At 65.6% G+C, this 22960-nt stretch carries 22 protein-coding genes; 5 read left to right on the top strand and 17 right to left on the bottom strand.

All coding sequences use genetic code 11. From position 1 onward, the window contains the following. The first annotated feature begins 52 nt into the window (after positions 1 to 52). Together AC50X7_RS03955 and AC50X7_RS03960 are read left to right on the top strand one after the other, a co-directional pair. A complete protein-coding gene (locus AC50X7_RS03955; RefSeq protein ID WP_494977861.1) occupies positions 53 to 1381 on the top strand; it encodes a nicotinate phosphoribosyltransferase in 1329 nt (442 codons plus the stop codon). After that, positions 1381 to 2019: an isochorismatase family protein gene (locus AC50X7_RS03960; RefSeq protein ID WP_307094632.1), complete on the top strand. Its 639-nt coding sequence runs from the start codon at positions 1381 to 1383 to the stop codon at positions 2017 to 2019. Before AC50X7_RS03955 ends, AC50X7_RS03960 begins: the two co-directional genes overlap by 1 nt. A gap of 3 nt (positions 2020 to 2022) precedes the next feature. Here the strand turns inward: AC50X7_RS03960 and AC50X7_RS03965 are convergent, their stop codons facing one another. The 9 genes from AC50X7_RS03965 to AC50X7_RS04005 all read right to left on the bottom strand — a co-directional run bounded on the left by AC50X7_RS03965 (position 2023) and on the right by AC50X7_RS04005 (position 11708). Then, positions 2023 to 3804 (bottom strand): DEAD/DEAH box helicase, encoded by a 1782-nt coding sequence (locus tag AC50X7_RS03965; RefSeq protein WP_307094631.1) that lies wholly within the window; start codon positions 3802 to 3804, stop codon positions 2023 to 2025. Further along, entirely contained in the window at positions 3804 to 4145 is a 342-nt protein-coding gene (locus AC50X7_RS03970; protein WP_104042248.1) for a DUF3039 domain-containing protein, read from the bottom strand. Before AC50X7_RS03970 ends, AC50X7_RS03965 begins: the two co-directional genes overlap by 1 nt. A 120-nt stretch (positions 4146 to 4265) precedes the next feature. Beyond that, positions 4266 to 5048: a glucosamine-6-phosphate deaminase gene (gene nagB / locus AC50X7_RS03975; protein WP_494977862.1), complete on the bottom strand. Its 783-nt coding sequence runs from the start codon at positions 5046 to 5048 to the stop codon at positions 4266 to 4268. 66 nt (positions 5049 to 5114) lie between these two features. Further along, a complete protein-coding gene (locus tag AC50X7_RS03980; RefSeq protein WP_494977863.1) occupies positions 5115 to 6686 on the bottom strand; it encodes a transporter in 1572 nt (523 codons plus the stop codon). Next, on the bottom strand, positions 6668 to 7462 hold the full coding sequence (locus AC50X7_RS03985; protein ID WP_494977864.1) for an ABC transporter ATP-binding protein: 795 nt from the start codon (positions 7460 to 7462) through the stop codon (positions 6668 to 6670). The genes AC50X7_RS03980 and AC50X7_RS03985 overlap by 19 nt, the downstream gene beginning before the upstream one ends. A gap of 91 nt (positions 7463 to 7553) precedes the next feature. Continuing rightward, positions 7554 to 7841, bottom strand: coding sequence for a DUF3253 domain-containing protein (locus AC50X7_RS03990; protein ID WP_307097817.1), 288 nt, complete (start codon positions 7839 to 7841; stop codon positions 7554 to 7556). 11 nt (positions 7842 to 7852) lie between these two features. Beyond that, positions 7853 to 8950 (bottom strand): NADH:flavin oxidoreductase/NADH oxidase, encoded by a 1098-nt coding sequence (locus AC50X7_RS03995; RefSeq protein ID WP_494977865.1) that lies wholly within the window; start codon positions 8948 to 8950, stop codon positions 7853 to 7855. Next, positions 8950 to 9942, bottom strand: coding sequence for a co-chaperone YbbN (locus tag AC50X7_RS04000; RefSeq protein WP_494977866.1), 993 nt, complete (start codon positions 9940 to 9942; stop codon positions 8950 to 8952). The genes AC50X7_RS03995 and AC50X7_RS04000 overlap by 1 nt, the downstream gene beginning before the upstream one ends. Before the next feature lie 53 nt (positions 9943 to 9995). Beyond that, entirely contained in the window at positions 9996 to 11708 is a 1713-nt protein-coding gene (locus AC50X7_RS04005) for a DUF8094 domain-containing protein (protein WP_494977867.1), read from the bottom strand. A 317-nt stretch (positions 11709 to 12025) separates the two neighbouring features. On the opposite strand from AC50X7_RS04005, the gene AC50X7_RS04010 reads away from it, so the two are divergent. Beyond that, positions 12026 to 13210, top strand: coding sequence for an AI-2E family transporter (locus AC50X7_RS04010; RefSeq protein ID WP_494978238.1), 1185 nt, complete (start codon positions 12026 to 12028; stop codon positions 13208 to 13210). A 38-nt stretch (positions 13211 to 13248) separates the two neighbouring features. Here the strand turns inward: AC50X7_RS04010 and AC50X7_RS04015 are convergent, their stop codons facing one another. Together AC50X7_RS04015 and AC50X7_RS04020 are read right to left on the bottom strand one after the other, a co-directional pair. Then, a complete protein-coding gene (locus AC50X7_RS04015) occupies positions 13249 to 14046 on the bottom strand; it encodes an alpha/beta hydrolase (RefSeq protein ID WP_494977868.1) in 798 nt (265 codons plus the stop codon). A gap of 34 nt (positions 14047 to 14080) precedes the next feature. Further along, positions 14081 to 14437 (bottom strand): Rv1322 family protein, encoded by a 357-nt coding sequence (locus tag AC50X7_RS04020; protein WP_494977869.1) that lies wholly within the window; start codon positions 14435 to 14437, stop codon positions 14081 to 14083. Positions 14438 to 14546: 109 nt separating this feature from the next. Between AC50X7_RS04020 and nucS the strand changes: the two genes are divergently transcribed. Both nucS and AC50X7_RS04030 read left to right on the top strand, forming a co-directional pair. After that, entirely contained in the window at positions 14547 to 15242 is a 696-nt protein-coding gene (gene nucS, locus AC50X7_RS04025) for an endonuclease NucS (protein ID WP_494977870.1), read from the top strand. A gap of 324 nt (positions 15243 to 15566) precedes the next feature. Continuing rightward, on the top strand, positions 15567 to 15770 hold the full coding sequence (locus AC50X7_RS04030; RefSeq protein ID WP_011692441.1) for a cold-shock protein: 204 nt from the start codon (positions 15567 to 15569) through the stop codon (positions 15768 to 15770). 162 nt (positions 15771 to 15932) lie between these two features. Here AC50X7_RS04030 and AC50X7_RS04035 read toward each other — a convergent pair whose 3' ends face one another. The 6 genes from AC50X7_RS04035 to AC50X7_RS04060 form a co-directional block, all read right to left on the bottom strand. Then, positions 15933 to 18476, bottom strand: coding sequence for a bifunctional lysylphosphatidylglycerol flippase/synthetase MprF (locus AC50X7_RS04035; RefSeq protein ID WP_494977871.1), 2544 nt, complete (start codon positions 18474 to 18476; stop codon positions 15933 to 15935). After that, a complete protein-coding gene (locus tag AC50X7_RS04040) occupies positions 18473 to 19783 on the bottom strand; it encodes an alpha/beta hydrolase (protein ID WP_494977872.1) in 1311 nt (436 codons plus the stop codon). The genes AC50X7_RS04035 and AC50X7_RS04040 overlap by 4 nt, the downstream gene beginning before the upstream one ends. A gap of 5 nt (positions 19784 to 19788) precedes the next feature. After that, complete coding sequence (locus AC50X7_RS04045) at positions 19789 to 20220, bottom strand: DUF2550 domain-containing protein (protein WP_494977873.1); 432 nt, start codon at positions 20218 to 20220, stop codon at positions 19789 to 19791. A gap of 10 nt (positions 20221 to 20230) precedes the next feature. Then, positions 20231 to 20515 (bottom strand): F0F1 ATP synthase subunit epsilon, encoded by a 285-nt coding sequence (locus AC50X7_RS04050; protein WP_013601509.1) that lies wholly within the window; start codon positions 20513 to 20515, stop codon positions 20231 to 20233. Between the two features lies 1 nt (position 20516). After that, entirely contained in the window at positions 20517 to 21971 is a 1455-nt protein-coding gene (atpD, locus tag AC50X7_RS04055) for a F0F1 ATP synthase subunit beta (RefSeq protein ID WP_307094619.1), read from the bottom strand. 81 nt (positions 21972 to 22052) lie between these two features. Beyond that, complete coding sequence (locus tag AC50X7_RS04060; protein ID WP_307094618.1) at positions 22053 to 22943, bottom strand: F0F1 ATP synthase subunit gamma; 891 nt, start codon at positions 22941 to 22943, stop codon at positions 22053 to 22055. Positions 22944 to 22960: the final 17 nt, after the last annotated feature.

The following is a 22960-nucleotide window of genomic DNA, read 5'->3' on the forward strand; positions in this document are numbered from 1 at the left end:
CGCGGCGAAGCGAAGCGAGACGTGGGAGCCGGTGGGGACTAGAGTGACTTTCGTGAGCACCTCTGCCGGCTGGGACCATCCCCGCACGTCCTTCTACACTGACCACTACGAGCTGACCATGCTGCAGGCGTCGCTGCATTCGGGCGCCGCGCACCGCAGGTCCGTCTTCGAAGCCTTCGCCCGGCGGCTCCCGGACGGCCGGCGCTACGGCATTGTGGCAGGTACAGGCCGCCTCCTTGAAGGCATCTCGAATTTCCGCTTCGGGGAGGCCGAACTGGACTTCCTGGCCCGCACCAAGGTGGTCAATGAGGAGACGCTGGAGTACCTGGCGTCTTATCGTTTCTCCGGTGACATCTGGGGCTATCCGGAAGGGGAAGCGTACTTTCCCAACTCCCCCATCCTGATCGTCGAGGCCACTTTCGCCGAAGCGTGCATGCTGGAGACATACCTGCTGTCCGTGCTCAACCATGACAGCGCCATCGCCTCCGCCGCGTCCCGGATGATCAGTGCCGCCGGCGGCCGCCCCTGCATCGAGATGGGCTCCCGCCGCACCCATGAGGAAGCCGCTGCCGCCTCCGCCCGGGCAGCCATCATTGCCGGCTTTGACAGCACGTCCAACCTGGAGGCGGGCATCCGCTACGGGATCAAGACGGTGGGCACCGCCGCGCACTCCTTTACCCTCCTGCACGACACCGAGCGGGACGCCTTCGAGGCCCAGATCGCGTCCCTCGGCGATGGCACGTCCCTGCTCGTGGATACGTACGACGTCGAAGCAGCCGTTCGCACTGCAGTGGACCTGGCGGGTCCGCGGCTTGGGGCGGTACGGCTGGATTCCGGCGACCTCGTGGCACAGGCCCAGTGGGTCCGCCAGCTCCTGGACAGCCTGGGCAACGAAAATACCAAGATCGTTGTCACCTCGGACCTGGACGAGTTCGCCATCGCCGCCCTTCAGTCGGCCCCCGTGGATTCCTACGGCGTGGGCACTTCACTGGTCACCGGGTCCGGCGCCCCGACCGCCAGTATGGTCTACAAACTGGTGAGCCGGACGGACGACGACGGGAACTTCGTCTCTGTAGCCAAAGCGGCCAAGAACAAGGCGAGTGTGGGCGGGCGCAAGTACGCGCTGCGGAAACTGGACGAGCGCGGCATTGCCACTGCCGAGGTGGTGGGTGTGGGCCGGCGGCCCGAGGACGACGGCAATGACCGCCCGCTGCTGCAGCAGTTCATGAAAAACGGCGAACTGATGCCGGGCTGGACGGGCCACGAAGGCGTGCTCCGCGCGCGCCGGCGCCATGCCGAGTCAATGGCTGAACTTCCGGCCGTGGTGAACCGCCTCCAGCGCGGTGAAGCAGCCATCCCCACCATTTACGAGGAGAACTAATGTCCCGCGCCCTGATCATCGTTGATGTCCAGAACGATTTTTGCGAGGGCGGCTCGCTCGCCGTGGCCGGCGGCGCAGCGGTGGCCGGCGCGATCAGCGAATACGTGGATGCCCACCACAGCGAGTTCGACCACGTGGTGGCCACGCAGGACTGGCATATCAATCCCGGAGACCACTTTTCCGAAACCCCGGATTTCATCGACAGCTGGCCGCCGCACTGCGTGGCGGGAACCCGCGGTGCAGAGCTCCACCCGGACCTGGATACCGAGTACATCGATGCCTATTTCCAAAAGGGGCAGTTCGCAGCGGCCTACTCCGGCTTCGAGGGACTGCAGGCGCCGGAGGACGCCGTACCCACCGGGGAACGGCAACCCGGCGCGCTGCCCGGCGCCGGCGACGCTGACAGGTATGCTGCCGCTGATGACGCCATCGGCCTGGACGACTGGCTACAGAGCAACGACGTCGAGGACGTGGTGGTGGTGGGGATCGCCACCGACTACTGCGTCAAGGCAACGTCCCTGGACGCAGTGCAGGCGGGCTACTCCGTGACGGTCATCCGCTCCCTGACGGCAGGGATTGCGGAGGACCTGGAGGAAGCAATCACCGAGATGGAGCTCGGCGGCGTCGACGTCGCCTGAGCGCTATTTGCGGCCGACGAACCAGTCCTGAAGCTTCCGCAGGCGGGACTGGAGCTGCTCCTCGTTGGCCTGGGCCACCGGAGGACCGCCGCAAACAGTCCGCAGCTTTGTGTGGACCACGCCGTGCGGCGTCCCGGTCCGGGCCGACCAGGCAGCCACGTTCTTGGCCAGTTCGTTGCGCAAGTCCATCAGCAGCCGGTGGTCCGGGACAGCCGGAGCCGCGGCTTCTGCCGCCACCGGGGCACGCCGGTTCTTCCGGTTGAGCTGCTCATGCTGGCGTTGGCGAAGCAAGGTGCCCACCTGTTCCGCGTCCAGCAGCCCGGGGATGCCCAGGAAGTCCATCTCGTCGTCGGAGCCTACTTCGCCGCCGGTGCCGAACTCGCCGCCATCGAACAAGACACGGTCAAAGGACGCCTGCGAGTCCAGGGCCTCGAACTTGCCCTTTGTGAGGCTGTCGGAGGCCTTGTCCTCGCGGTTGGCTTCCGCCATCAGCGAGTCCTCGGGATTGAACAGGCCGTCCCCGTCCTCCTTCTCGGGGCGGTCCAGGGCGTGGTCCCGCTCCGCCTCCATGGAGTTGGCAAGAGCCATCAGCTGCGGCACGGACGGCAGGAAGACGGACGCGGTCTCCCCCCGCTTGCGGGCACGCACAAAGCGGCCCACAGCCTGGGCAAAAAACAACGGAGTGGAAGTTGACGTTGCGTACACACCCACTGACAACCGGGGAACGTCAACGCCTTCGGACACCATCCGGACCGCAACCATCCACCGCTTCTCACTGGCAGTGAATTCCTCGATCTTGCTCGACGCTTTGGCGTCGTCGGAAAGAATAACCGTGGGCGACTCCCCGGTGATCCGCTTCAGCTGCCCCGCGTATGCCCTGGCGTCCTCGTGGTCGGTGGCGATGACCAGCCCGCCGGCGTCCGGAACCGTACGGCGCACCTCGCTGAGGCGTTTGTCCGCCCCTGCCAGGACAGCCGGAATCCATTCGCCGGCCGGGTTCAGGGCAGTGCGCCATGCGTGCGACGTGATGTCCTTGGTCACCGCGGCCTCACCGAGGGATGCCGCCATCTCCTCGCCGGCGCTGGTCCGCCAGCGCATTTGCCCCGAGTACGCCATAAACATCACCGGCCGGACCACGTGGTCGCGCAGCGCGTTGCCGTAGCCATAGGTGTAGTCCGCCTTGGACCGGCGGATCCCGTCCCGGTCCTCCGCGTACTCCACAAACGGAATGGGAGAGGTGTCCGAGCGGAACGGGGTTCCGGTCAGGGACAGCCGGCGCGCCGCAGGGTCAAATGCCTCGCGCAGGCCGTCGCCCCAGGACAGCGCTTCGCCGCCGTGGTGGATCTCGTCCAGGATCACCAGGGTGCGTGCGGCCTCGGTTTTGGCCCGGTGCAGCATGGGTTTGCTGGCGACCTGGGCGTACGTGACGGCGACTCCAATGAAGCCGCGGCCGTGCTGGCCGTCGGCGTTCTTGAAGTTGGGGTCGATGGCGATGCCCACCTTGGCCGCCGCATCCGCCCACTGCCGCTTGAGGTGGTCCGTGGGCGCGACGATGGTCACGCGGTTGACTGCGCCGGACTCGATGAGCGTGGACGCGACCCGAAGCGCGAAGGTAGTTTTACCGGCACCGGGTGTGGCCACGGCAAGGAAGTCCCGGGGACTTGTCCTCAGGTAGAGGTCCAGGGCTTCCTGCTGCCAGGCACGGAGTTTCGGGGCGGTTCCCCAGGCTGCACGTTCCGGATAAGCCGGAGGCAGGGTGGGGCCGCCAAAAAGCGTCTCCGTCACTATTTGTTGTTGCCTGAGTCCCCTCCGGGACCCTTGCCGCCGTCGTTGCCCGGGCGGAGGCCGTCATAGACCTCTTTACACATTGGGCACACCGGGAACTTCTGTGGGTCCCGGCCGGGCGTCCAGACTTTGCCGCACAAGGCGATGACGGGGTCACCGGTCAGCGCGGACTCCATGATTTTTTCCTTGCGCACATAGTGCGAAAAGCGCTCCCGGTCTCCTGGCTCCACCTCTTGGCGCAGTTCCTCGCGCTCAATGGTGGCCGTGGACGTTCCAGCCCCGGAAAGCTCGCGCATCGGGTCGTTTTCGAGAGGGTCCGTCATGCTAGTCATGCCAACCATCTTAGCCTTTCCGGCGGTGGGGCGTTCGACGGCGGCGCGTCCCCCTGCGGGAGGAAACAGCCGGCCGCTGCCTGCCGCCGTCGAACTTTTCCCTGCTGCCCCGGGCCGCCGGCCATGCTGTCAGATACCCTGCCAGGCGGGCTTGTTGTCATAGGTGTGGCGGTAAAAATCGGCCAGTTTGAGCGCCGAGGCGGCAGCCTCGTCCAGCAGGACGGTGGCATGGGGATGGAACTGCAGCACGGACGCGGGGCAGATGGCGGACACCGGACCTTCGACAAACTCGCGGACGGCCTGCGCCTTTTGTGCGCCGGTTGCCACCAGGACCACATGCCGGGCATCCATGATGGTCCCCAGGCCCTGGGTCAGGACGTGGTGCGGGACCTCCGCCAGGCCGCTGAAAAACCGGGCGTTGTCCCGGCGTGTCTGTTCGATGAGGCTTTTGATCCGGGTGCGGGAGGCGAAGGAGGACCCGGGCTCGTTGAAGCCGATGTGGCCGTCAGTCCCCACGCCGAGGAGTTGCAGGTCGACGCCGCCCGCCGCGGCGATGGCCTCCTCGTAGGCGCGGCAGGCCTCCGGGATGTCTGTGGCCGTCCCGTCCGGGCCGTGGACATTTTCCGGGGCGATGTTGACGCGGTCGGTGAACTCCCGCCGGATGACCTCGCGGTACGACTCGGGGTGCCCGGCCGGCAGGCCCACGTACTCGTCCAGGGCAAAACCTGAGGCACGGCTGAAGTCCAGTCCGTCCCGCCCGTGCCGGGCAGCGAGTTCATCGTAGATCGGCAGCGGCGACGAGCCGGTGGCAAGTCCCAGGACCGCGTCCGGCTTGCGCCGGAGAAGCTCCTCGAAGGCATCAGCGGCGAGCTTCCCGATCTGTTTGCTGCCGCTGAGGATGACTACTTCCATGCTGTTCCTTCCGGGGCCGTGTCAGCTGTTCGCCCGCTTGGCGGTTGGCTGCTCCGTGTCCACTGCTCAACGGTTCACTGTGACCTGGGCCAGGAGCTCAGGACCGCGGGCGTCCAGCCATTTTCCGCCCAGCCTGACACCGATCACAAACAAGCCCACTCCCAGCACAAGTCCAACGGCGAGGTTCAGCCAGCCGAACAGGCTGTTGCCGGTGACCAGCTGGGCGACCAGGAGGGCGGCCTCCGGCAGCACCAGGACCATCAGGACTCCCAGCCCGGCGAACTGGACGGCAAGGGTCTGGCCCACGTTTCCCGGGGGTTTCTTGAAGGGGCTGTCGCCGGGCAGGGGAACCGCCACGGTGTACCGGGCCGAGACCACGGAGGACAATCCCAGTCCCGTAAAGAGGATTCCCAGGCTGAGCCCCAGCTGGCCGGGCAGCTGGTCCCAGTCGCCGGTGAAGGCGGAGTGACCGGCGGCGAACACCAGGACCACCGGCAGCGCGAAGGCAAGGCATGCCAGGGCACGGCCCAGCCTGTCGTCCACGCCCCGGACACCGCTGGCCAGGTGCAGCGCGAAGGCAGTGCTGTCATAGGACACATCAGCGGAAATGGACCAGGCCAGGATAAACGCCGACAGCGGCGCCAGGAGCGCGAGGGTGCTGAAATCGCCGGTTTGGCTGCCCTGGAAAACCAGCACCACCGGCAGGAGCGGGATCACAACGAGGGAACCGGAGTAGCGGGGGTCACGGATCCAGTACGTCAGGGCCCTTGCCATCACGGCGCCCGCAGGAACAGCGGGCAGGAGCCCGAGCAGCCCCAGCTTGCCGCCCTTGCGCTTGCCGCTGCCAGAGTAGGGCGGCGTGACCAGGGCACGTTCCAGCAGCAGCTTCCAGAACCAGGCCAGGCCCGTAAGGACCGCAAGGGAGATAAGCAGCTTCAAGGCCGCCGCGCCGGGCCGGCCGGCCTCGATGTCCCCCGCCAGGGCCCACGGGGCACCAAGCGGAGTCCACGACAACGTCCGGGCGAAGTCCGGAAGGAATCCAGTGGACGCGGTGATTCCGCGGCCTACTCCCGCCACAATGGGGCCCAGGAGGACAAGGGGAACCATAAACGCGACGGCGCTCACGTCCTTGAAGCGGCGGGACGACGCGAGGCTGGCCGTTGCCGTCGTCACCACCTTGGACAGCACGATGCAGGTCAGGACGCCCACCGCCGCGCCCACCAGGGCTGCGAACGCAGGCAATACGCCGCGGGACCACGTCATCACCGTGGACAGTGCCACCAGGGCTGTTGCCAGGCCCGGAATGCCGATCAGTCCGCCCAGCGCGAGCCCGGCCAGCAACTGCTTCATCGGGACGGCGAACGTGGTGAAGCGGGCGGGATCCAGCGTCATGTCTGTTGCCGAAGCCACCACCGGAATGATGCCCCAGCCCAGGATGGCCGCCGAACCGCCAAGCACCACGGCGGTGTACGCCAACTCGTGGTCCGCCTGGCGAAGCAGGACCAGCACCACCACCAGCGTGGCAACGATGCTCAGGGCATAGAGCCCTGCGAAGGCCATGCCCACAAGCTGCCAGGGGCTGCGGCGAAGTCCGTTGCGCAGCAGCGTGAGTTTGAGCCCTAAAAGGTGCGCAACCATTCCAGCCCTTCCGTGCGGCTGCGGCCGCCTACCAACTGGACGAACCGGTCTTCCAGGGAGACTCCCCCGCGCACCTCGTCCACCGTTCCGGTGGCCAGCAGCCTTCCGCCGGCCACCACTGCAACGTGGTCGCACATGCGCTGCACCAGGTCCATCACGTGGCTGGAGACGATCACCGTGCCGCCGGACGCCACATAGCTGTCAAGGATGGAGCGGATGTTGGAGGCAGACACAGGGTCAACGGCTTCGAAAGGCTCGTCCAGCACCAGCAGCCTGGGCGCGTGAATCAGGGCGGACGCCAGGGCGATCTTTTTGGTCATGCCCGCCGAGTAGTCAACCACGAGTGTGCCGGCGTCCTGCGCCAGGTCCAGGGCCGCCAGCAGCTCACCCACGCGGCTGGCCAGCACGTCCTTGTCCATCCCGCGCAGCAGTCCGGCGTAGGTGATGAGCTGTTCGCCGGTCAACCGGTCAAACAGCCGTACCCCGTCCGGCAGGATGCCCATCAGCCGTTTTGCCTCCAGCGGGCGTGCCCAGACATCCACGCCGTGGACAACCGCAGTGCCGAAGTCCGGGCGCAGCAGCCCGGTGGCCATCGACAACGTGGTGGTTTTGCCGGCGCCGTTGGGGCCCACAATTCCGAAGAAGGAACCCGCGGGGACGTCCAGGCTGATGCCGTCCACCGCGATCTTTTGCCCGAAGCGTTTGGCGAGTCCCCGGATGGACAGTGCGGCGACGGGACCGGCCGGCCGTGCAGGGTCTGGTTGCTGAGCAGTCATGAAGCCAGACTAGTCCTCGGGTTGCGGCAGCGGGGTCCTCCTGCAGGAGTAGTAAAAAAGGCGTAGGACCACCCGCAGCGGCCGCGCGTTGCTAGCGCACTTTGCGGATCCGGATGGGTCCTTTGGCGGTGGAGGGATCAACCACCGAACCGCCTTGGGTGATCTCCACCTCGCCGGCATCAACCAGCCGCCGGGCAGCTTTGCGGGCAGGCTCCATGAGGTCGCGCCAATTTTCGTCGCCCACGGCACGGGCAGCATCCGACGGGCAGATGGTGGACGTTGCAGCCCTGGCGGCCAGAAGTTCCAGGATGGCCGCTTCCAGTTGCAGGTCGACTCCGTGGCCTGCGGTTTGCCCCTTGTCGTGCTGCGCGGTTGCCATCACAGCGGCATTCAGAAGGTGCGCCGCGGGACGGCGCGCTCGTACTGCGGTGCCCACTTAATGTCATGGCCCAGTTCGAAGGCCGCGCGCAGCCACCAGTGCGGGTCCCGAAGAGCAGCCCGGGCAATAAAGACGCCGTCGGCCTGTCCGGTCGCGATGGCATGTTCGGCCTGGCCGGCAGAGGTCAGGAGGCCGACGGTGCCGGTGGGCACTCCCGCTTCCCTGCGGATGGCCGCGGAGAACCCCGTTTGGTAGCCGGGGCCGGCCTTGATCTGTTGATGGGCCACCGCTCCGCCGCTGGAAACGTCAACGAGGTCCACGCCGTGCTCCGCCGCCTCCTGTGCCAGCCGCACGGAAGCCGCAAGGTCAACCCCGCCATCGGCCCAATCACTGGCCGAGATCCTCAGCAGCAGGGGCATGGAGTCAGGAATCACAGCCCGCACCGCATCAACCACCGAAAGCATCAGACGGTTCCGCCCTGCTTCATCCCTGCCCCAGGTATCGGTCCGCATGTTGATCAGCGGGCTCTGGAACTGGTGCAGCAGGTAGCCGTGCGCCGCGTGGATTTCCACAGTGTCGAAGCCGGCCTCAACGGCGCGGACGGCGGCGGCCGCGAAGTCGCTGATCACTCCCGTGATCTGTTCCTCGCTCATCACGGCGGGCTCGGCATAGCCGTCGAAGGGTGACGCTGAAGGCCCTGCTGTGGTCCACCCGCCGTCGGACTCCGGAATACTGCCGTGCTTCCCGGAAAAGGGCCAGTACGTGGAGGCCTTCCGGCCGGCATGGGCCAGCTGGACGCCAATTTTTGCGTCCGCCGCCCCGTGGCGGTGCACAAAAGACGTGATCCGCTGCCAGGCTGCGGCCTGGGCGTCGTTGTAGAGGCCGGCGTCGCGGGGGCTGATCATGCCCTCGTGGTTGACGGCGGCAGCCTCGGTGAGGATCAACGCCGCGCCGCCGGCGGCGAAGGAGCCCAGGTGCATCAGGTGCCAGTCATGCGGAACTCCGGGCGCGGCGTCGGCATCGCAGCTGTACTGGCACATCGGCGATACCCAGCCGCGGTGCTGCAATTCAAGCGAGCGAAGCTTCAGCGGCTCGAACAGGGCGGACATTAGAAAAGAACCCGCGCGAGTGCCTGGCGCGCCTTGGCCACGCGCTCATCGGCTGCGCCCACCACGTCGAACAGCTCAAGCAAACGGACGCGGGCAGTCTCGCGCTCCGGTCCGAAGTTCCTGCCAATGAAGCTGACCAGGCGGGTCAGCGCGTCCTCCACGTGCCCGCCCGCCACATCCAGGTCAGCGACGGCAAGCTGCGCCTGCAGGTTGTCCGGCTCATTGGCTGCCTGGGCGCGGAGCGCTTCGCTGTCCTGGGCTGAGAGCGACTGAAGGCGCTCCATCAACTCCACCTGGGCCAGCCCGGCCTTCGCCTCGTGGTCGGCAGGCATCTCGTTCAGTGCCTGCCGGTAGGCGTCTGCAGCCGCCGCGTAGTCGCCGGCTTCGATGGCGTCGAAGGCGGCCTGGTGAAGCGGCGGCAGCGGGGCGGGCTCGCCTTCCTGCTCGGCACCGGCGCCGAGGCTGCCGGTCACGCCGTTTGCCGCGGCCACCTTCAGCAGTTCATCCAAAAGGCCGCGGACCTGCTGTTCGTCGGCACCGCCCTGGAAAAGCGGCACCGGCTGGCCCTTGAGCACTGCTACGGCGGTAGGCACGGCCTGCACTTGGAACGCCTGGGCCAGCTGAGGGAAAGCTTCGATGTCGGCGGCTCCGAGGACCAGCCTGCCGCCATAACTGTCCACCACGCGTTCCAAAACATCCAGCATGGTTGCGGATTCGGGCGAGTAGGAAGCCCACAGGGCGAAAACCACCGGCACCTGCGCGGACAACTCCACCAGTTGCTGGAAGTTGCCCTCGGTCACGTTCACTACCAGCTCGGGAGTACCGGGAGCGGCCCCCGGTTGCGCTCCCCCGGGCGCTTCCGGACCCGACGGCGGCGCGGAGGGGGCCGGGGCGGCGGGGCGCTGCTTCAGCGAGGAAAGGTCGACGGCGCCGCGCAGGTTAAGCAGGTTGGCAGCGGCAGGAGGGACTGGGCGGGAAGCTGGCGAACTCATGCTTTCCACTCTAGCCACTCCGGCCGCTGCCGGGGGTAATGCAGGTACGGCGTCTACTTGAAGCTGGCCCCCACCAGGCCGCGGGTGGCAGCCACAAGCTTCATGGGATCGGTGGAGCCTGCCGGCGGAACGTACACGGCCATGGACTCGGCGAAGCTCAGGACCATGCCGGTGGTGGTTTCCTTGCCGCCGGCGAGCGCCGCGGCATCGTCACCGATGCTGAGCTTGTCACCGGCGGCCTTCGGCGTCCCCTCGAAGCCGAAGTTGATCCGGCCCAGTACCAGGGCGCCGCCGTCGGCGGTGCGGAACACAATGGTGCTCTCGGGAACAACCTTGTGGGTGAAGGAGAAATTGCCGTTCTCTCCCGCCTTGACCACCTCTGCCTGGTAGGACAGGGTGTCCGCGATGTACGGCGAGGACTTACCCTCCACCAGCTTGTCCTTGAAAGGGGAATCGGCGCTGGTGAGGCGGTCGGCCAGGCCGGACATGGCCTCTTCGCCGCTGTACAGCAGCCCGGTCTTGTCAGCCGCTGCCAGCGTCTCGGTACCGTCACGGTTGATGGTGGGGAAGGTGGTGCCGGGCTGGAGTGGGTTCGTTTCCACGAGCTTGTAGTTCTCGCGCGGAGATGACTGTACGAGCGTCAGCAGCTGCGGAACCACGTTGCCGTCGCCCTGGGTCACGGCAAGGACGGACCGGGGCCAGTCACGGTTACTGGTGACCACCGTGGTGAGGAGCTTGGTGGAGCGCACGGGCATCCGTGCCTCGTAGGATCCCACCCGGGAGCGGATCTTGTAGTTCTGGGTCCGGACTTCAAGCTCAGTGCCGCCAACGCGGCCGGCAAGCTTTTTCGCATCCTTTGCTGCGTCGCCTGCGTCCGCTGCGCTGGAAACCTGCTCCAGGATGCGGCGGAACTGGGCGTCGAGCAGCACCGGCGAGCCTGACTGATCCTGCGCGGCAGCCGAAGACTCCGGGGAAGGCTCGGGCGCGGGCGAGGTGGCACTTGCGGCCACACCGGTTCCGGCCACAACAGCAGCGGCAACCACACCGGCGGCGGCCATGGTCACCCGCGAGGACGAACGTGCCTCGGTCCTGGCACGGGCACGCTGGGCAAAACCGCTGCCCTTGCCGTTGCCGTCACCTTCGCCGTTGCGCTTGCGCTTGCGCAGGGAGAGCAACGCCAGGGCGATCCCGCCGAGGATCAGGAGCGAGCCAAGCACCATCAGCGGAATGGCCCACGGGGTGGAAGTATCGTTCGGGAACGTCATGGAAACGGAGGCAGGAGCAGGCTGGGTCCCGTCAGAGGCCAACAGGAGGGTCCAGTCGCCGTCGGCCGGCGGTGTCCAGGAGTACTCCAGCTCACCGCTTGCGTTCTCGGTGGAAACCCAGAGGTCCGAGCCTGCGGGGTTGGGCGCAGTGGGTTCGCCGTCTGCGTGTTCCACCTGGAGCGACTTCCCGTCCTCGGAAACCCCCGTGACGGTGTTGTGCGCCGTCTTGCCGACCCAGGCGTCGACATCATCGGGACGCCCCGATGCCAGCAGGAAGTTGCCATCACCCTCGATATTGATCTTGACGGTGCCGCCATGAAGGGTGCGCAGGTTCTGGTCAATGACCGTCAGCGGCGCCGCCCCGGCATCAGCCGGCGCAGAGGCCGTGAAAGTCTCGGACGGGGCCCAGATGGTTCTCTGGCCGATGCCGGCCAGCAGTGTCAGGAGGCCGAGCAGCACGAGTGCGACTGCAGTCTTTAAACGCAAGGGAACACCTATCATCAGCGGGGGTTTACCCTCAATAGTAACGGTTTCGTTACCACGGCCCTTGTTTCCCGTGCCGGAAAGGCATCTTCCCCTGCCCGCGTGACGGGCACTTCACGGGTGTTGACAAGGCGGCTGATAGTGTTTGCGATGATCATCACACCCGCCCGCGCCAGCGGCGCCACGCACTGAACAGGCCCCACATCCCAGTGACTGACAAGACGGACGAGTCCTCCGCGGCACACGAGAAACGAACGGGCGCTGAGCCTTCGGCAGGCGCTCCCCAGGTCCCTGCGCCCGTCAGCCGGAGGGGGGCAGCCTCCGCGGCCCTCGGACTGGTGGTGCACCGCCTTCGCCAACCGCTGCCCGGGGCCCAGCCGAGGCTCCGCTTCGAAATGCCGCCGGAGTACCCCCACCAGGAGAAGCAGGTTGGCGAAGAGTCAGGCGAGGTCGAACCCCAGTTCGGTGACCCCGGCCCACGGATGTCGCCCCAGCACCCCCTGTACATGGGTTTTATGGGCACCGTGGGTGTGGGCCTGGCCCTGCTTGTCTACTGGATCGGATCCAACACCACGCAACTGCTGCTGTGGATTGTGGCTGCGCTGTTCATCGCACTCGGCCTGGAACCTGTGGTCAGCTGGCTTGAGAGCCGCAAGATCCCCCGCCCGGCCGGAATCCTGGTGTCCGTTACCGTGCTGGTAAGCGCCGTCGTCGGATTTTTTGCCACCCTGATCCCCACGATCGTGGAACAGGTGACGCAGGTTGTCCAGCAGGCACCGGTCTGGGTTCGGGACTTTATTGATTCAGACTTCTTCCGCAGCCTCGATGACCAGTTCGGCGTCCGGGACCGGATTACCGAGGAACTGGACAAGTTTGTCAACGACCCCGCGGCAGTGGGCGGAATCTTCGGCGGCGTGGTGAGCTTCGGGTCAACCGTCGCCAACGGCCTGTTCGGCACCCTGATTGTGCTGGTGCTGAGCCTGTACTTCCTGGCCGCCCTGCCCGCAATGAAAAAATGGGGGTACCGGCTTGCACCCCGTTCCCGCCGGGCCCGGGTTGAGGCTTTGTCCGAGGAGATCACCCGATCGGTGGGCAACTACGTGATCGGGCAGGCTTGCGTAGCCCTGCTTAATGCCACCTTTGCCTTCATCGTGATGTCCATCGTGGGGGTTCCCTTCGCCCTTTTGCTGGCGTTCGTGGTGGCCCTCCTTGCCTTTATCCCCCTGGTGGGCGGGCTGATTGCCGGTGTGCTGGTAGTCCTCATCGCGCTCACCGAAGACTGGCAGACCGCCACTGTCTACGCCATCTGCTACTTTGCATACCTGCAGTTCGAGGCCTACTTCATCTCGCCGCGCATCATGCAGAAGGCTGTCGCGGTGCCGGGCGCAGTGGCAGTCATTTCCGTTATCGCCGGCGGCAGTTTGCTGGGCGTCCTCGGCGCCCTGATCGCCATTCCGACGGCGGCCGCCGTCCTGCTGCTGGTCCGCGAAATCTACATCGTGCGGCAGGACCAGCACTGACGTTGGGACGCGGCCGCCGGCCTCTCAGGTCGATACACCTAGGCCGGGGCGTTGGCTGCCGGCCCGTCCCATACCTGCGGCAGGCTGGCGCCGGAACCTGCTTCGGTGACCTCATCCACGATCTCGTTCAGCACCCGCCCGGCGTACTTCTCCCCCACCCACAGATGCTTGGCGCCTTTGACCCCTACAACGCGGGCCTGCGGCACCAGGCTGAAGCGCCCGGCGGCGGCGTCCGGCTGCAGATAATCATCGTGCTCAGGCACCAGCACCTTGAGCGGTTTGCCGGACTGCGCCCACTCGAGCAGGTGCGCATCCTTGGCCCGGTGCAGCGGCGGGGACAGCAGAACTGCCCCCTCAATCAGCGAGGCGACCGGCTCCGTGGCCCCGTACATCAGGGCAAGTTCGGTGCCGAAGGACCAGCCCACAAGCCACCGGTTGGGCAGGCCGCGTTCGACGGCGAAGCGGACAGCTGCCTCCACGTCATGCCGCTCTCCCACACCTTCCTCGAAAGCACCGGTGCTGGTACCCCGCGGGGACTCGGTGCCGCGCGTGTTGAACCGCAGCACCGCGATGCCGGCCAGTGCGGGCAGCCGGTAGGAGGCCTTGCGGTAGACGTGGGAATCCATGAACCCGCCATGGGTAGGCAGCGGGTGCAGGGTAATCAGCGTGGCTTTGACCGGCCCGGACTCCGGCAGCGCCAGCTCCCCCACCAGGGTATGCCCGTCCTCCGTTTGCAGCTCCACGTTTTCGCGCCGCGCCGGCAGGACAGTGGAGGCACGGATGGGCGTGGGGCCGGTGGACTGGCTGAATTCGTACGACGCCGGATCAAAAGTCATGCCTGCCAGCTTAGCGACAGCTGCACCCGGCCCCTTACCGGTAGCGGTAACTGCGGGTCATCCAGCAGTTGGTGTGCCAGTGGCGGCGCTCCGCCAGCCCGGCAGCAGCGCCGAAGAGGTGGTCATCCTTCCAGACCACCAGGTGGGCAACCCCCGGCAGCACTGCAGTGGAACACTCGGGGCAAATGTACGTCTTTTCAGCGTTCCTGGCCGTCATGGTGCGGACCATCCACTCGCCGTCGGGTGCGCTTTCCCGCCGCGCGATGCCTGCCCGCGCGCGCTCCAGGTCAAGCTCAGGAACCTCGCTGCTTCCCTTCCTTCCGGCCGCACGGGCCGACGCGGCTCCGGATTTTCCGGACACGGGACGGCGGGGTCGGTTGAAACGCGGCATGCATCCATTCTGCCCCAGCGCCGGCCAGGCCGGTCCCTGCCGGGCCGGCACCGCTCCCCCGGCTTGCCCGGGGCGGAGGCCGGCGGCACCAGACGGTAGTCTGTACGGCGTGCGACTTGTCATAGCCCGATGCTCTGTTGATTACGTTGGCCGGCTCAAAGCCCATCTCCCCCTTGCCACCAGGCTGCTGCTGGTCAAGGCTGACGGCTCTGTCCTGGTCCACTCGGACGGTGGCTCCTACAAGCCGCTCAACTGGATGAGCCCGCCGGCAACGCTCCGCGTCTCTTCCCCCGAGGACGTTGACCTGGAACTGGGTGTCATCGAGCAGTGGACCGTGCAGTCGGCTAAGACGGACGACCGGTTGATCATCAACATCCATGAGAAACTCAGTGACTCCTCCCACGACCTCGGTGTGGATCCCGGCCTGATCAAGGACGGTGTGGAGGCGGACCTGCAGCGGCTGCTGGCGGAACAGATTGAAACGCTCGGTGAGGGCTATTCCCTGATCCGCCGCGAGTACTTCACGGCCATCGGCCCGGTGGACATTTTGGCCCGCGACTCGGGCGGCGGCACCGTGGCCATTGAGCTTAAGCGCCGCGGCGACATCGACGGCGTGGAGCAGCTCACCCGGTACCTTGAGTTGCTGAACCGCGATCCGCTGCTTGCCCCGGTCCGGGGTATCTTCGCTGCGCAGCAAATCAAGCCGCAGGCCAAGGTGCTCGCGAACGACCGCGGGATCGATTGCATCACCCTTGACTACGATGCCATGCGCGGCGTGGACGACAGCGAGTCCCGGCTCTTCTGACTGCCGGTTTTCCAAGCGCTCCCGGCCCAGGCAGCGAGCCTCCCTTTCGGGCTCTATTCGGCTCTGACAAGGTCATTTAAACGTCTTTTTGCCCAAAAATTGTGCGTTTTTCCGCCCAAACCGTTGACCTCCGCGGAGCAGCGTGAAATTCTTATCTCAGTCTTTGTGTAGGTGTTTTTCATGCTCGCAAGACATGTTGCGAGTGCGAAGCTCCTGCAGCGCCGGTCCTTTACCGGACGGCAATCCAGGATTCTTCTCACGGAGTGACCAAGGCCGGCACGAGGTGTGCCGATCTTAAACAAGTTCCACAATGAGGAGAAATAAATGGCACAGGGAACCGTCAAGTGGTTCAACGCTGAAAAGGGCTTCGGCTTCATTACCCCGGATGACTCCGACGGTGATGTCTTCGTGCACTACTCGGAGATCCAGACGGGTGGCTTCAAGACCCTCGACGAGAACCAGCGTGTTCAGTTCGAAATCGGTCAGGGCGCCAAGGGCCCCCAGGCTACCGGCGTGACGCTGGTCTAGTCCCCGCCGCCCGGCCGCGTTAGTGCGGCCGGCAGCGAAACAATGATCCCCGGCAATTATGCCGGGGATCATTTTTGTTGAATTGCCGGTTTCATCCCCATGGCAGCAATGGCCGTTCCCGGCTCGCCGGAGCGTACATTTGTTGGTGCTAATTGGAAGGGTTCACTTCACTAATTTGCGTACCAGGCGGGCACCCTGCGGAAGGGAAAGCCCTGGCAGGTAGGCACGTGTTAAAGCGCGGCCAATAGCGGGCAGGTGCAGCGGGTCCTGGTAATACAGGTATAGGGCGCGGTACTCCGGTTTGAACCGCGACTTGAATGCCGCCAGGGAACGGAATCCATATACGGGTTCAAGGGCGTGTCCCACCAGGTCGAGGATCCGGACAAGGTTATCCGCCCCGCCCTCCCCGCCGGAATTATCAGCGGCCCCGGGGACGCTTGCCAGCGGCGAACCCGAGAGGGATATGACCTCCACTGAACTGCGCAGCTCGAGCACAGCAGAGGCGATGAGAAAGTCCATCACCCCCGGGAATCCTTCTGCTCCCCGGCGCATGACGTCCAGCGTCCGGCTGACCAGGGTCCCGCCGTCGTAAACCGGCAGCCAGCTGGTCATTCCATGAACGGTGCCCTCTTCGTCAACGGCGAGGCAGCACAGGACCTCCGGGTCATCGAGCTCATCAATGCCGCCCAGGGTGAAGCCCATCTCAGGGACGGTCTTTCCAGCCGCCCATTCCTCGGAAACTTCGCTCAGGCGTGAGCGCAGCGCAGCGGGCAACGACGCGTAGGAGCCCCACACAGCTCTGACCCCGAGCTTTGCCGCACGGTTCAGCGCAGTCCGGACGTTCTGCCATTCCTTGCCCCGAAACTCGAGTTCGCGGATTGCAAGCCGTGTCTCCTGCGCTACGGCAACCCGCGAAAACCCGCGCTCCTGGAGCATGGGCCAGAGCGAGTCGTCGCAGGAGTAAAGCGCAGGGATCAGGGCCTGCCGGCTGCAGTAGGCCATAAACCCCGCAGCCACGTCCTTCTGGCACTGCGCCGGACCGAAGGCTCCGCCAAGTGTGAGTGCCACGCTGCCGTGCCGCTGGAAAGCCACCGCGCCCTGGCCGTCGGGACTGAACCAATACTCATTGGGTTCCCAGAGTGCCATCCAGGAAAGCGGTCCACCGCCCCGGTGGAGCAGGTTCCGTGCCTCGATCCGGTCCTGCCGCCCGGAATCGTTCCCATGGTGCCCGCCCAGCAGCGCCCACCACACAGCCGCCAGCGCAATCCCCCAAAACACCGGTCCGGAGTACGCAAAAAGGACAGCCTCCACGCTGTTCCGGTCAGCGAAAACGCGGTGGTAGTGCTGTGGGATGGGAACCGGGACGTACTGCCTGGCCAGCTCCGCGAACAGTCCCAGCAGGCCGCCGTCGCGCGCTAATCCGCCTGCCCAGAACCAGGCGCCCGCATAAGTGCTTGCAAGGAGAAGCCACGTTCCTCCCACCGCCAGCGCCAGCGTCCGCCGGGCGGACGGGAGCGTCTGAACCCGGAACTGCCGTCGGTTGAACCACAGGAGCACCGCCAGCAGCAGGGGTACGACAACCAGCGGAAGCACGTGGGCAAAGGCAGATCCCATGGGCGGGGCGGACGGTCCTTGCAGCCGGGACGGAACCAGGGCGAACAGCGCCAGGTAGACGGCCGCGAGCCCCGTCACGGCGAGCTGGATGGCGAGTGCGATATTCAGGGCAAGCCGCCGGCCGCGGCGCATGCCGTCCGCGCAAATCAACAGCAGGACCACCGGAATGACTGCAAGCGCAAGGCCAAAGGGTCCCGCAAAGCCTGCCCGGCCGGCCTCAAGGCAGGATGCTTCCACAGTGGCACCGCAGTTGAACACCAGCTGGCTGAGCGTAGGCATGGGGTTCAACACCACGTCGCGCAGCAGCGCCAGCGGACCCGTAGGTGCCCGCGCTATTCCCGTGAGGATCGGACCCACAGCGAAAACGGCCACGGTAAGCGCGAGCAGGTTTCGGGTCTCCCTGCCGGTGGACCTGTGCCGGTGCAGGTGGCCATGGTCGCCCTGGATCCACCACCCGGCCAGGAGTCCCAGGAAGGCACCAAGCAGCCCGATGACGGTCTCTGCATGCCCCACGTAGAGCACCAGCAGGAGCGAGATGGACAGCACGCCTGTGCGCAACCGGCGCTGCCACAGGACCGGCAGCCTTCCGCTGGCCGCGAGTGCCGCGGTCAGGACTGCCGGATAGGGTCCAAGCAGGATGTCATCGGCCATCCGGTCGAGCCATCCGTCGCCAACGTAGCCCGCCAGCTGGGTAAGCAGCAGGAACAGCGTGACGGCAGCGAACTGGCCTCCAAAGAAGAACGCGGCCGCCACCGGTGTTCCCATCCTTCGTTCGGCAGGGCCCAGCAACAGCAGGATCATCAGGGAGGCGGCAACGTAGGCCATCGGGTTGGTGGCGAAAAAGAGGCTGGTGAACAAAGCCCACCAGTTGCCCGCGCGCAGCCCCGGTCCGCTCACTCCCGCCATATCCAGCAACTGCTCCGGCGGCCCGGCGAGGTAGCTGCCGGTGGCAGCCCCGGCGACGAGGAACACCGCAAGCACGGCCACGGAGAACGGCATCGACTTCAGCGCGCCGATGATCCGGTTCAGGGCGGGGCGTCCCACCGTTGTCCACGCCAGTGACGCTGTGCGGACCTCCTTTCCGGAGCTCACTGCTGGAGTCCCCACCTGTCGGCCAGGAACTGGAGTGCGTCGGCAATCCGCTTGGAGGACGTATCCCAGGAGTGTCCGGTGTTTTCCACCTCGTGGGCACGCACGGTGAAGCCGGCCTCCCGGGCCGCCGCGGCCAGCGTGTGAAGGTACGCCAGGAATTCGTGGTCGTCCTGCCCCGCCGTCAGGTACACCCCGCTGGACTCGAAGCGGCGTTCTTTCATGATGGCAAGGGGCGTCTCGCGCTCAAACGCATCCGGGTCCCCCGGGAAGGCCGCATCGATGGTCTTCTGCCGCTCCTTGGCGATGGCCGGCTCCGCTTCGCCGGAGAAGGAGAGGACGGACGGGTACAGCCCGGGGTGCCGGGTTCCCATCTGCAGGGCGCAGGTGCCGCCGAAGGAAAACCCGCCGATGGCCCAGTGGCTGTGGTTGACGTCAACCGAAAGGGTGGCAGTAATCCATTCAGGCACATCACGGGAAAGGTATGTATCGGCCTTTGCGATGCGGCTGTCCATGCACATCGTGTTGGCGGACTGTGAACCGTTCGGGTCGGGCACCACCACCACTGGAGCGACGCCGCCGTGGGACCGGGCAAAGGAATCCATGTGGTCCTGCAGGGTGCCGCCGGTGACCCAGTCAGCGGGGCCGCCCGGCTGGCCGGCTACCAGGACCAGCACCGGAAGCGCGGGACGGTTTTCCGAGAAATAGGCGGGTGGCAGGTAGATATAGGCGTCCCGCGTGTTCATTCCGGATAGGGTGCCGGGGATGGCAGACTTGCGGAGAACTCCCCCGTCCGGCAGCTCACCCTGTGGTGCCCACCCCAGGAGGGGAACGCCGTCGTCCTCCCCTGACTGCCGCATCAGGTCCGGTTCGAGGGTGGGGATCCGGGCCAGCGCCGTGCCGAACAGGTCACTCACCGTGCGGTTGAGCCCGTAATAGGCATTGATCTGGACCGATGCAAGGGCGACCACCAGGAGTACTCCCGCCAGGCCGGTGGCGCGTGGGCGCCAACTGCTCCGGGGCAGCCGAAGCAGGAAGAGGATCACGGCGGCAACACCGGTCACCACCCACAGCAGGACCGGATCCGGAATGTTGTCCGGGAACACGGAGAAGACGTTGATGAGGGCCCAGTGGACGGTGGCCACGAGGGCGAAGGCGACGGCGGCAGCGGCGATGGCGCGGAAAATCCAGCGCCGCGCGCGAATGCGGGAAGGCGGCGAGAGGAGATACACGGCGCCGGCCAGGCCCAGCGCGAGCGACACCCAGTAAACCGCGCCCTCGGTGAGCCGGAGGTTGAAAAAGCAGTCCACCGCGGCTAGCGCCAGGTGCCCACGCCGATGACCGGCCCGGCCTCAAGCCAGGACGAGAGACCGGCATAGGCGTCGAATTTCATGGCAAGGCGAAGGTCCTGCCCTTCGTACCGCAATTCAACAATGACGACGTCGGGCTGGACCTTGACGGCCTCGGCTTCGGTGGGCTTGCGGCGGCCGAGCAGCTCGAGCGAGTGCCGCCTGAACTTGTGTTTGGGACGGACACTCAACGAGAGCAGCCGGAACCACTCAAGGTCGTTGTCCTGATAACGACAAACCCCCATCTGCCAACTGTTTCCAGCCATGCAAATGGAGGCGTCCACCGTGCCGAGGGCACGCCGCAGGTTGAAGCGGCGCACCCCCGAAAGGCACAGTGCAAAGACCAGCAATCCAAAAGCGATTGCCATGGCGATGAACGTAAAAGTCGGTGCGTCCATCAAGGTGGTGCTAGCGGATCCCAGCGGTAGCCGAGCCGCCCAGGTGGGCGTTGTCAGCAACAATAACCACCCGGTTGTTGTCGACGGAGAAGAATCCACCGTCCACATCTACGGCGATACGGTCACCGGACACCGGCTGGATGGCCAGTTCACCCTCGGCCAGGATCGCCAGCAGGGGCGAGTGGCCGGGCAGGATTCCGATTTCACCATCGCTGGTGCGGGCCTTGACCATCTTGGCCGCTCCGGACCACACGAAGTGGTCCGCTGCGACAATCTCAACCTCAAGCTCAGCCATATTACTTGGTCTGTTCCTGGATCTTGGCCCACTGGCGCTCAACGTCATCGAGGCCGCCGACGTTGAAGAACGCCTGCTCCGCGATGTGGTCCAGCTCGCCGTCGCAGATGGCGGTGAAGCCTTCGACGGTGTCCTTGATGGAGACCGTGGAACCCTCGACGCCGGTGAACTGCTTGGCGGTGTAGGTGTTCTGCGAGAGGAACTGCTGGATGCGGCGTGCACGCGACACGACGATCTTGTCCTCTTCGGAGAGTTCGTCAACGCCGAGGATGGCGATGATGTCCTGGAGTTCCTTGTTCTTCTGCAGGATCTGCTTCACACGGACAGCCGTGTTGTAGTGGTCCTTGCCGATGTACTGGGGATCCAGGATGCGGGAGGTCGACGTCAGCGGGTCAACGGCCGGGTACAGACCACGGGAGGCGATTTCACGGGAAAGTTCCGTGGTCGCGTCGAGGTGTGCGAAGGTCGTGGCCGGAGCCGGGTCGGTGTAGTCATCTGCGGGAACGTAAATAGCCTGCATCGAGGTGATGGAGTGGCCCTTGGTGGAGGTGATGCGCTCCTGCAGGAGACCCATCTCATCTGCCAGGTTGGGCTGGTAGCCCACAGCCGAAGGCATACGGCCGAGGAGGGTGGAAACCTCGGAACCTGCCTGGGTGAAGCGGAAGATGTTGTCGATGAAGAGCAGCACGTCCTGGTTCTGCACATCGCGGAAGTACTCCGCCATGGTCAGGGCCGACAGGGCTACGCGCAGGCGCGTTCCCGGCGGCTCATCCATCTGGCCGAATACAAGGGCGGTGTCCTTGAGGACGCCTGCCTCTTCCATTTCAACCCAGAGGTCGTTGCCCTCACGGGTACGCTCGCCAACACCGGCGAATACCGAGGTACCACCGAAGTTGCGGGCAACACGGGTGATCATTTCCTGGATCAGAACGGTCTTGCCCACGCCGGCGCCACCGAACAGGCCGATCTTTCCACCCTTGATGTACGGGGTGAGAAGGTCAATGACCTTGATGCCGGTTTCCAGCATCTCGGTGGAGCCTTCGAGCGAAGCGAAGCTCGGAGCCTTACGGTGGATGGGCCAGCGTTCGCTGATCTGCAGTTCCGCCTCGGTAACGTCCAGGGGCTGGCCCAGGACGTTGAAGATGTGGCCCTTGACGCCGTCGCCGACGGGTACGGAAATCGGGGCACCGCTGTCCACTACAGACGTACCGCGGACAAGTCCGTCGGTGGCCTGCAGGGAGATGGCGCGGACGAGGTTGTCACCCAGGTGCTGGGACGTCTCGAACGTGATGGTCTTGGTCTCACCGTTGAGTGTGATCTCGGTGGTGAGTGCGTTGTAGATGGACGGGATTGCGTCAGCCGGGAATTCGACGTCGACAACCGGGCCGATTACGCGCGCAATGCGGCCGGTGGCACCGGACGTTGCGGCTACGTGTTCGGTAGCAGTGGCAGTCATCTCTCTCACTTCACTCAGTAGATGGCGTGGATTTAAGTTTATCTGTGGTGGTGCAGGTCCAGCGGAACCGGGCCGTGCAGGCTAGGACGCGAGGGCGTCTGCGCCGGCAACGATCTCGGACAGCTCCTGCGTAATTTCAGCCTGGCGGGCCGTGTTGCGCAGACGGGTGTACTTCTTGATGAGGTCCGTGGCGTTGTCGCCCGCGGACTTCATGGCCCGCTGGCGTGCAGCAAGCTCGGAAGCCGCTGCCTGCAACATGGCCGCGAAGATGCGTGACTCGATGTAGCGCGGCAGCAGAGCGTCAAGAACACGCTCGGTTTCCGGCTCGAACTCGTACAGCGGCAACAGGTCCGATTCAGAAGCCGCCTGCTCCTCCACTACTTCCAGCGGAAGCAGGCGGATGACCGTGGGCTCCTGGGTGACCATGGACTTGAAGCGGGTGTACACCACGTGGATCTCATCCACGCCGCCCTCTTCAAAGTCGGTTGCGAAGTCTGCCAGCAATGCTTCGCCGACTTCACGCGCGGTAGTGAACTCGGGTGCGTCGGTGCCACCGGTCCAGACCCGCGAGTACTCGCGGTTCCGGAACTCGAAGTAGGCCTGCGCCTTGCGTCCGACGAGGTACGTCTTGACTTCCTTGCCTTCAGCGTGGAGCAGCTCGTTGAGACCCTCCACCTGCTTCAGCACGCTTGCCGAGTAGGATCCGGCCAAGCCACGGTCCGAGGTGATTACCAGGACGGCGGCACGGCGGATCTGCTCCGGCTCAGTGGTCAGCGGGTGATCGATTTCGCTTTGGCTGGCGACAGCAGAAACGGCGCGCGTGATCGCGTTCGCGTAAGGCAGTGAAGCTGCTACGCGCGCACGGGCCTTGCCGATGCGCGAGGTAGCGATCAGTTCCATCGCCTTGAAGATCTTGCGCATCGACGTGGTCGAGCTGATCTTCTGGCGGTAGACCCGAATCTGGGCTCCCATACTTATCCTTTCCTAAC

The sequence above is a fragment of the Pseudarthrobacter sp. Hb11 genome, assembly GCF_059383655.1.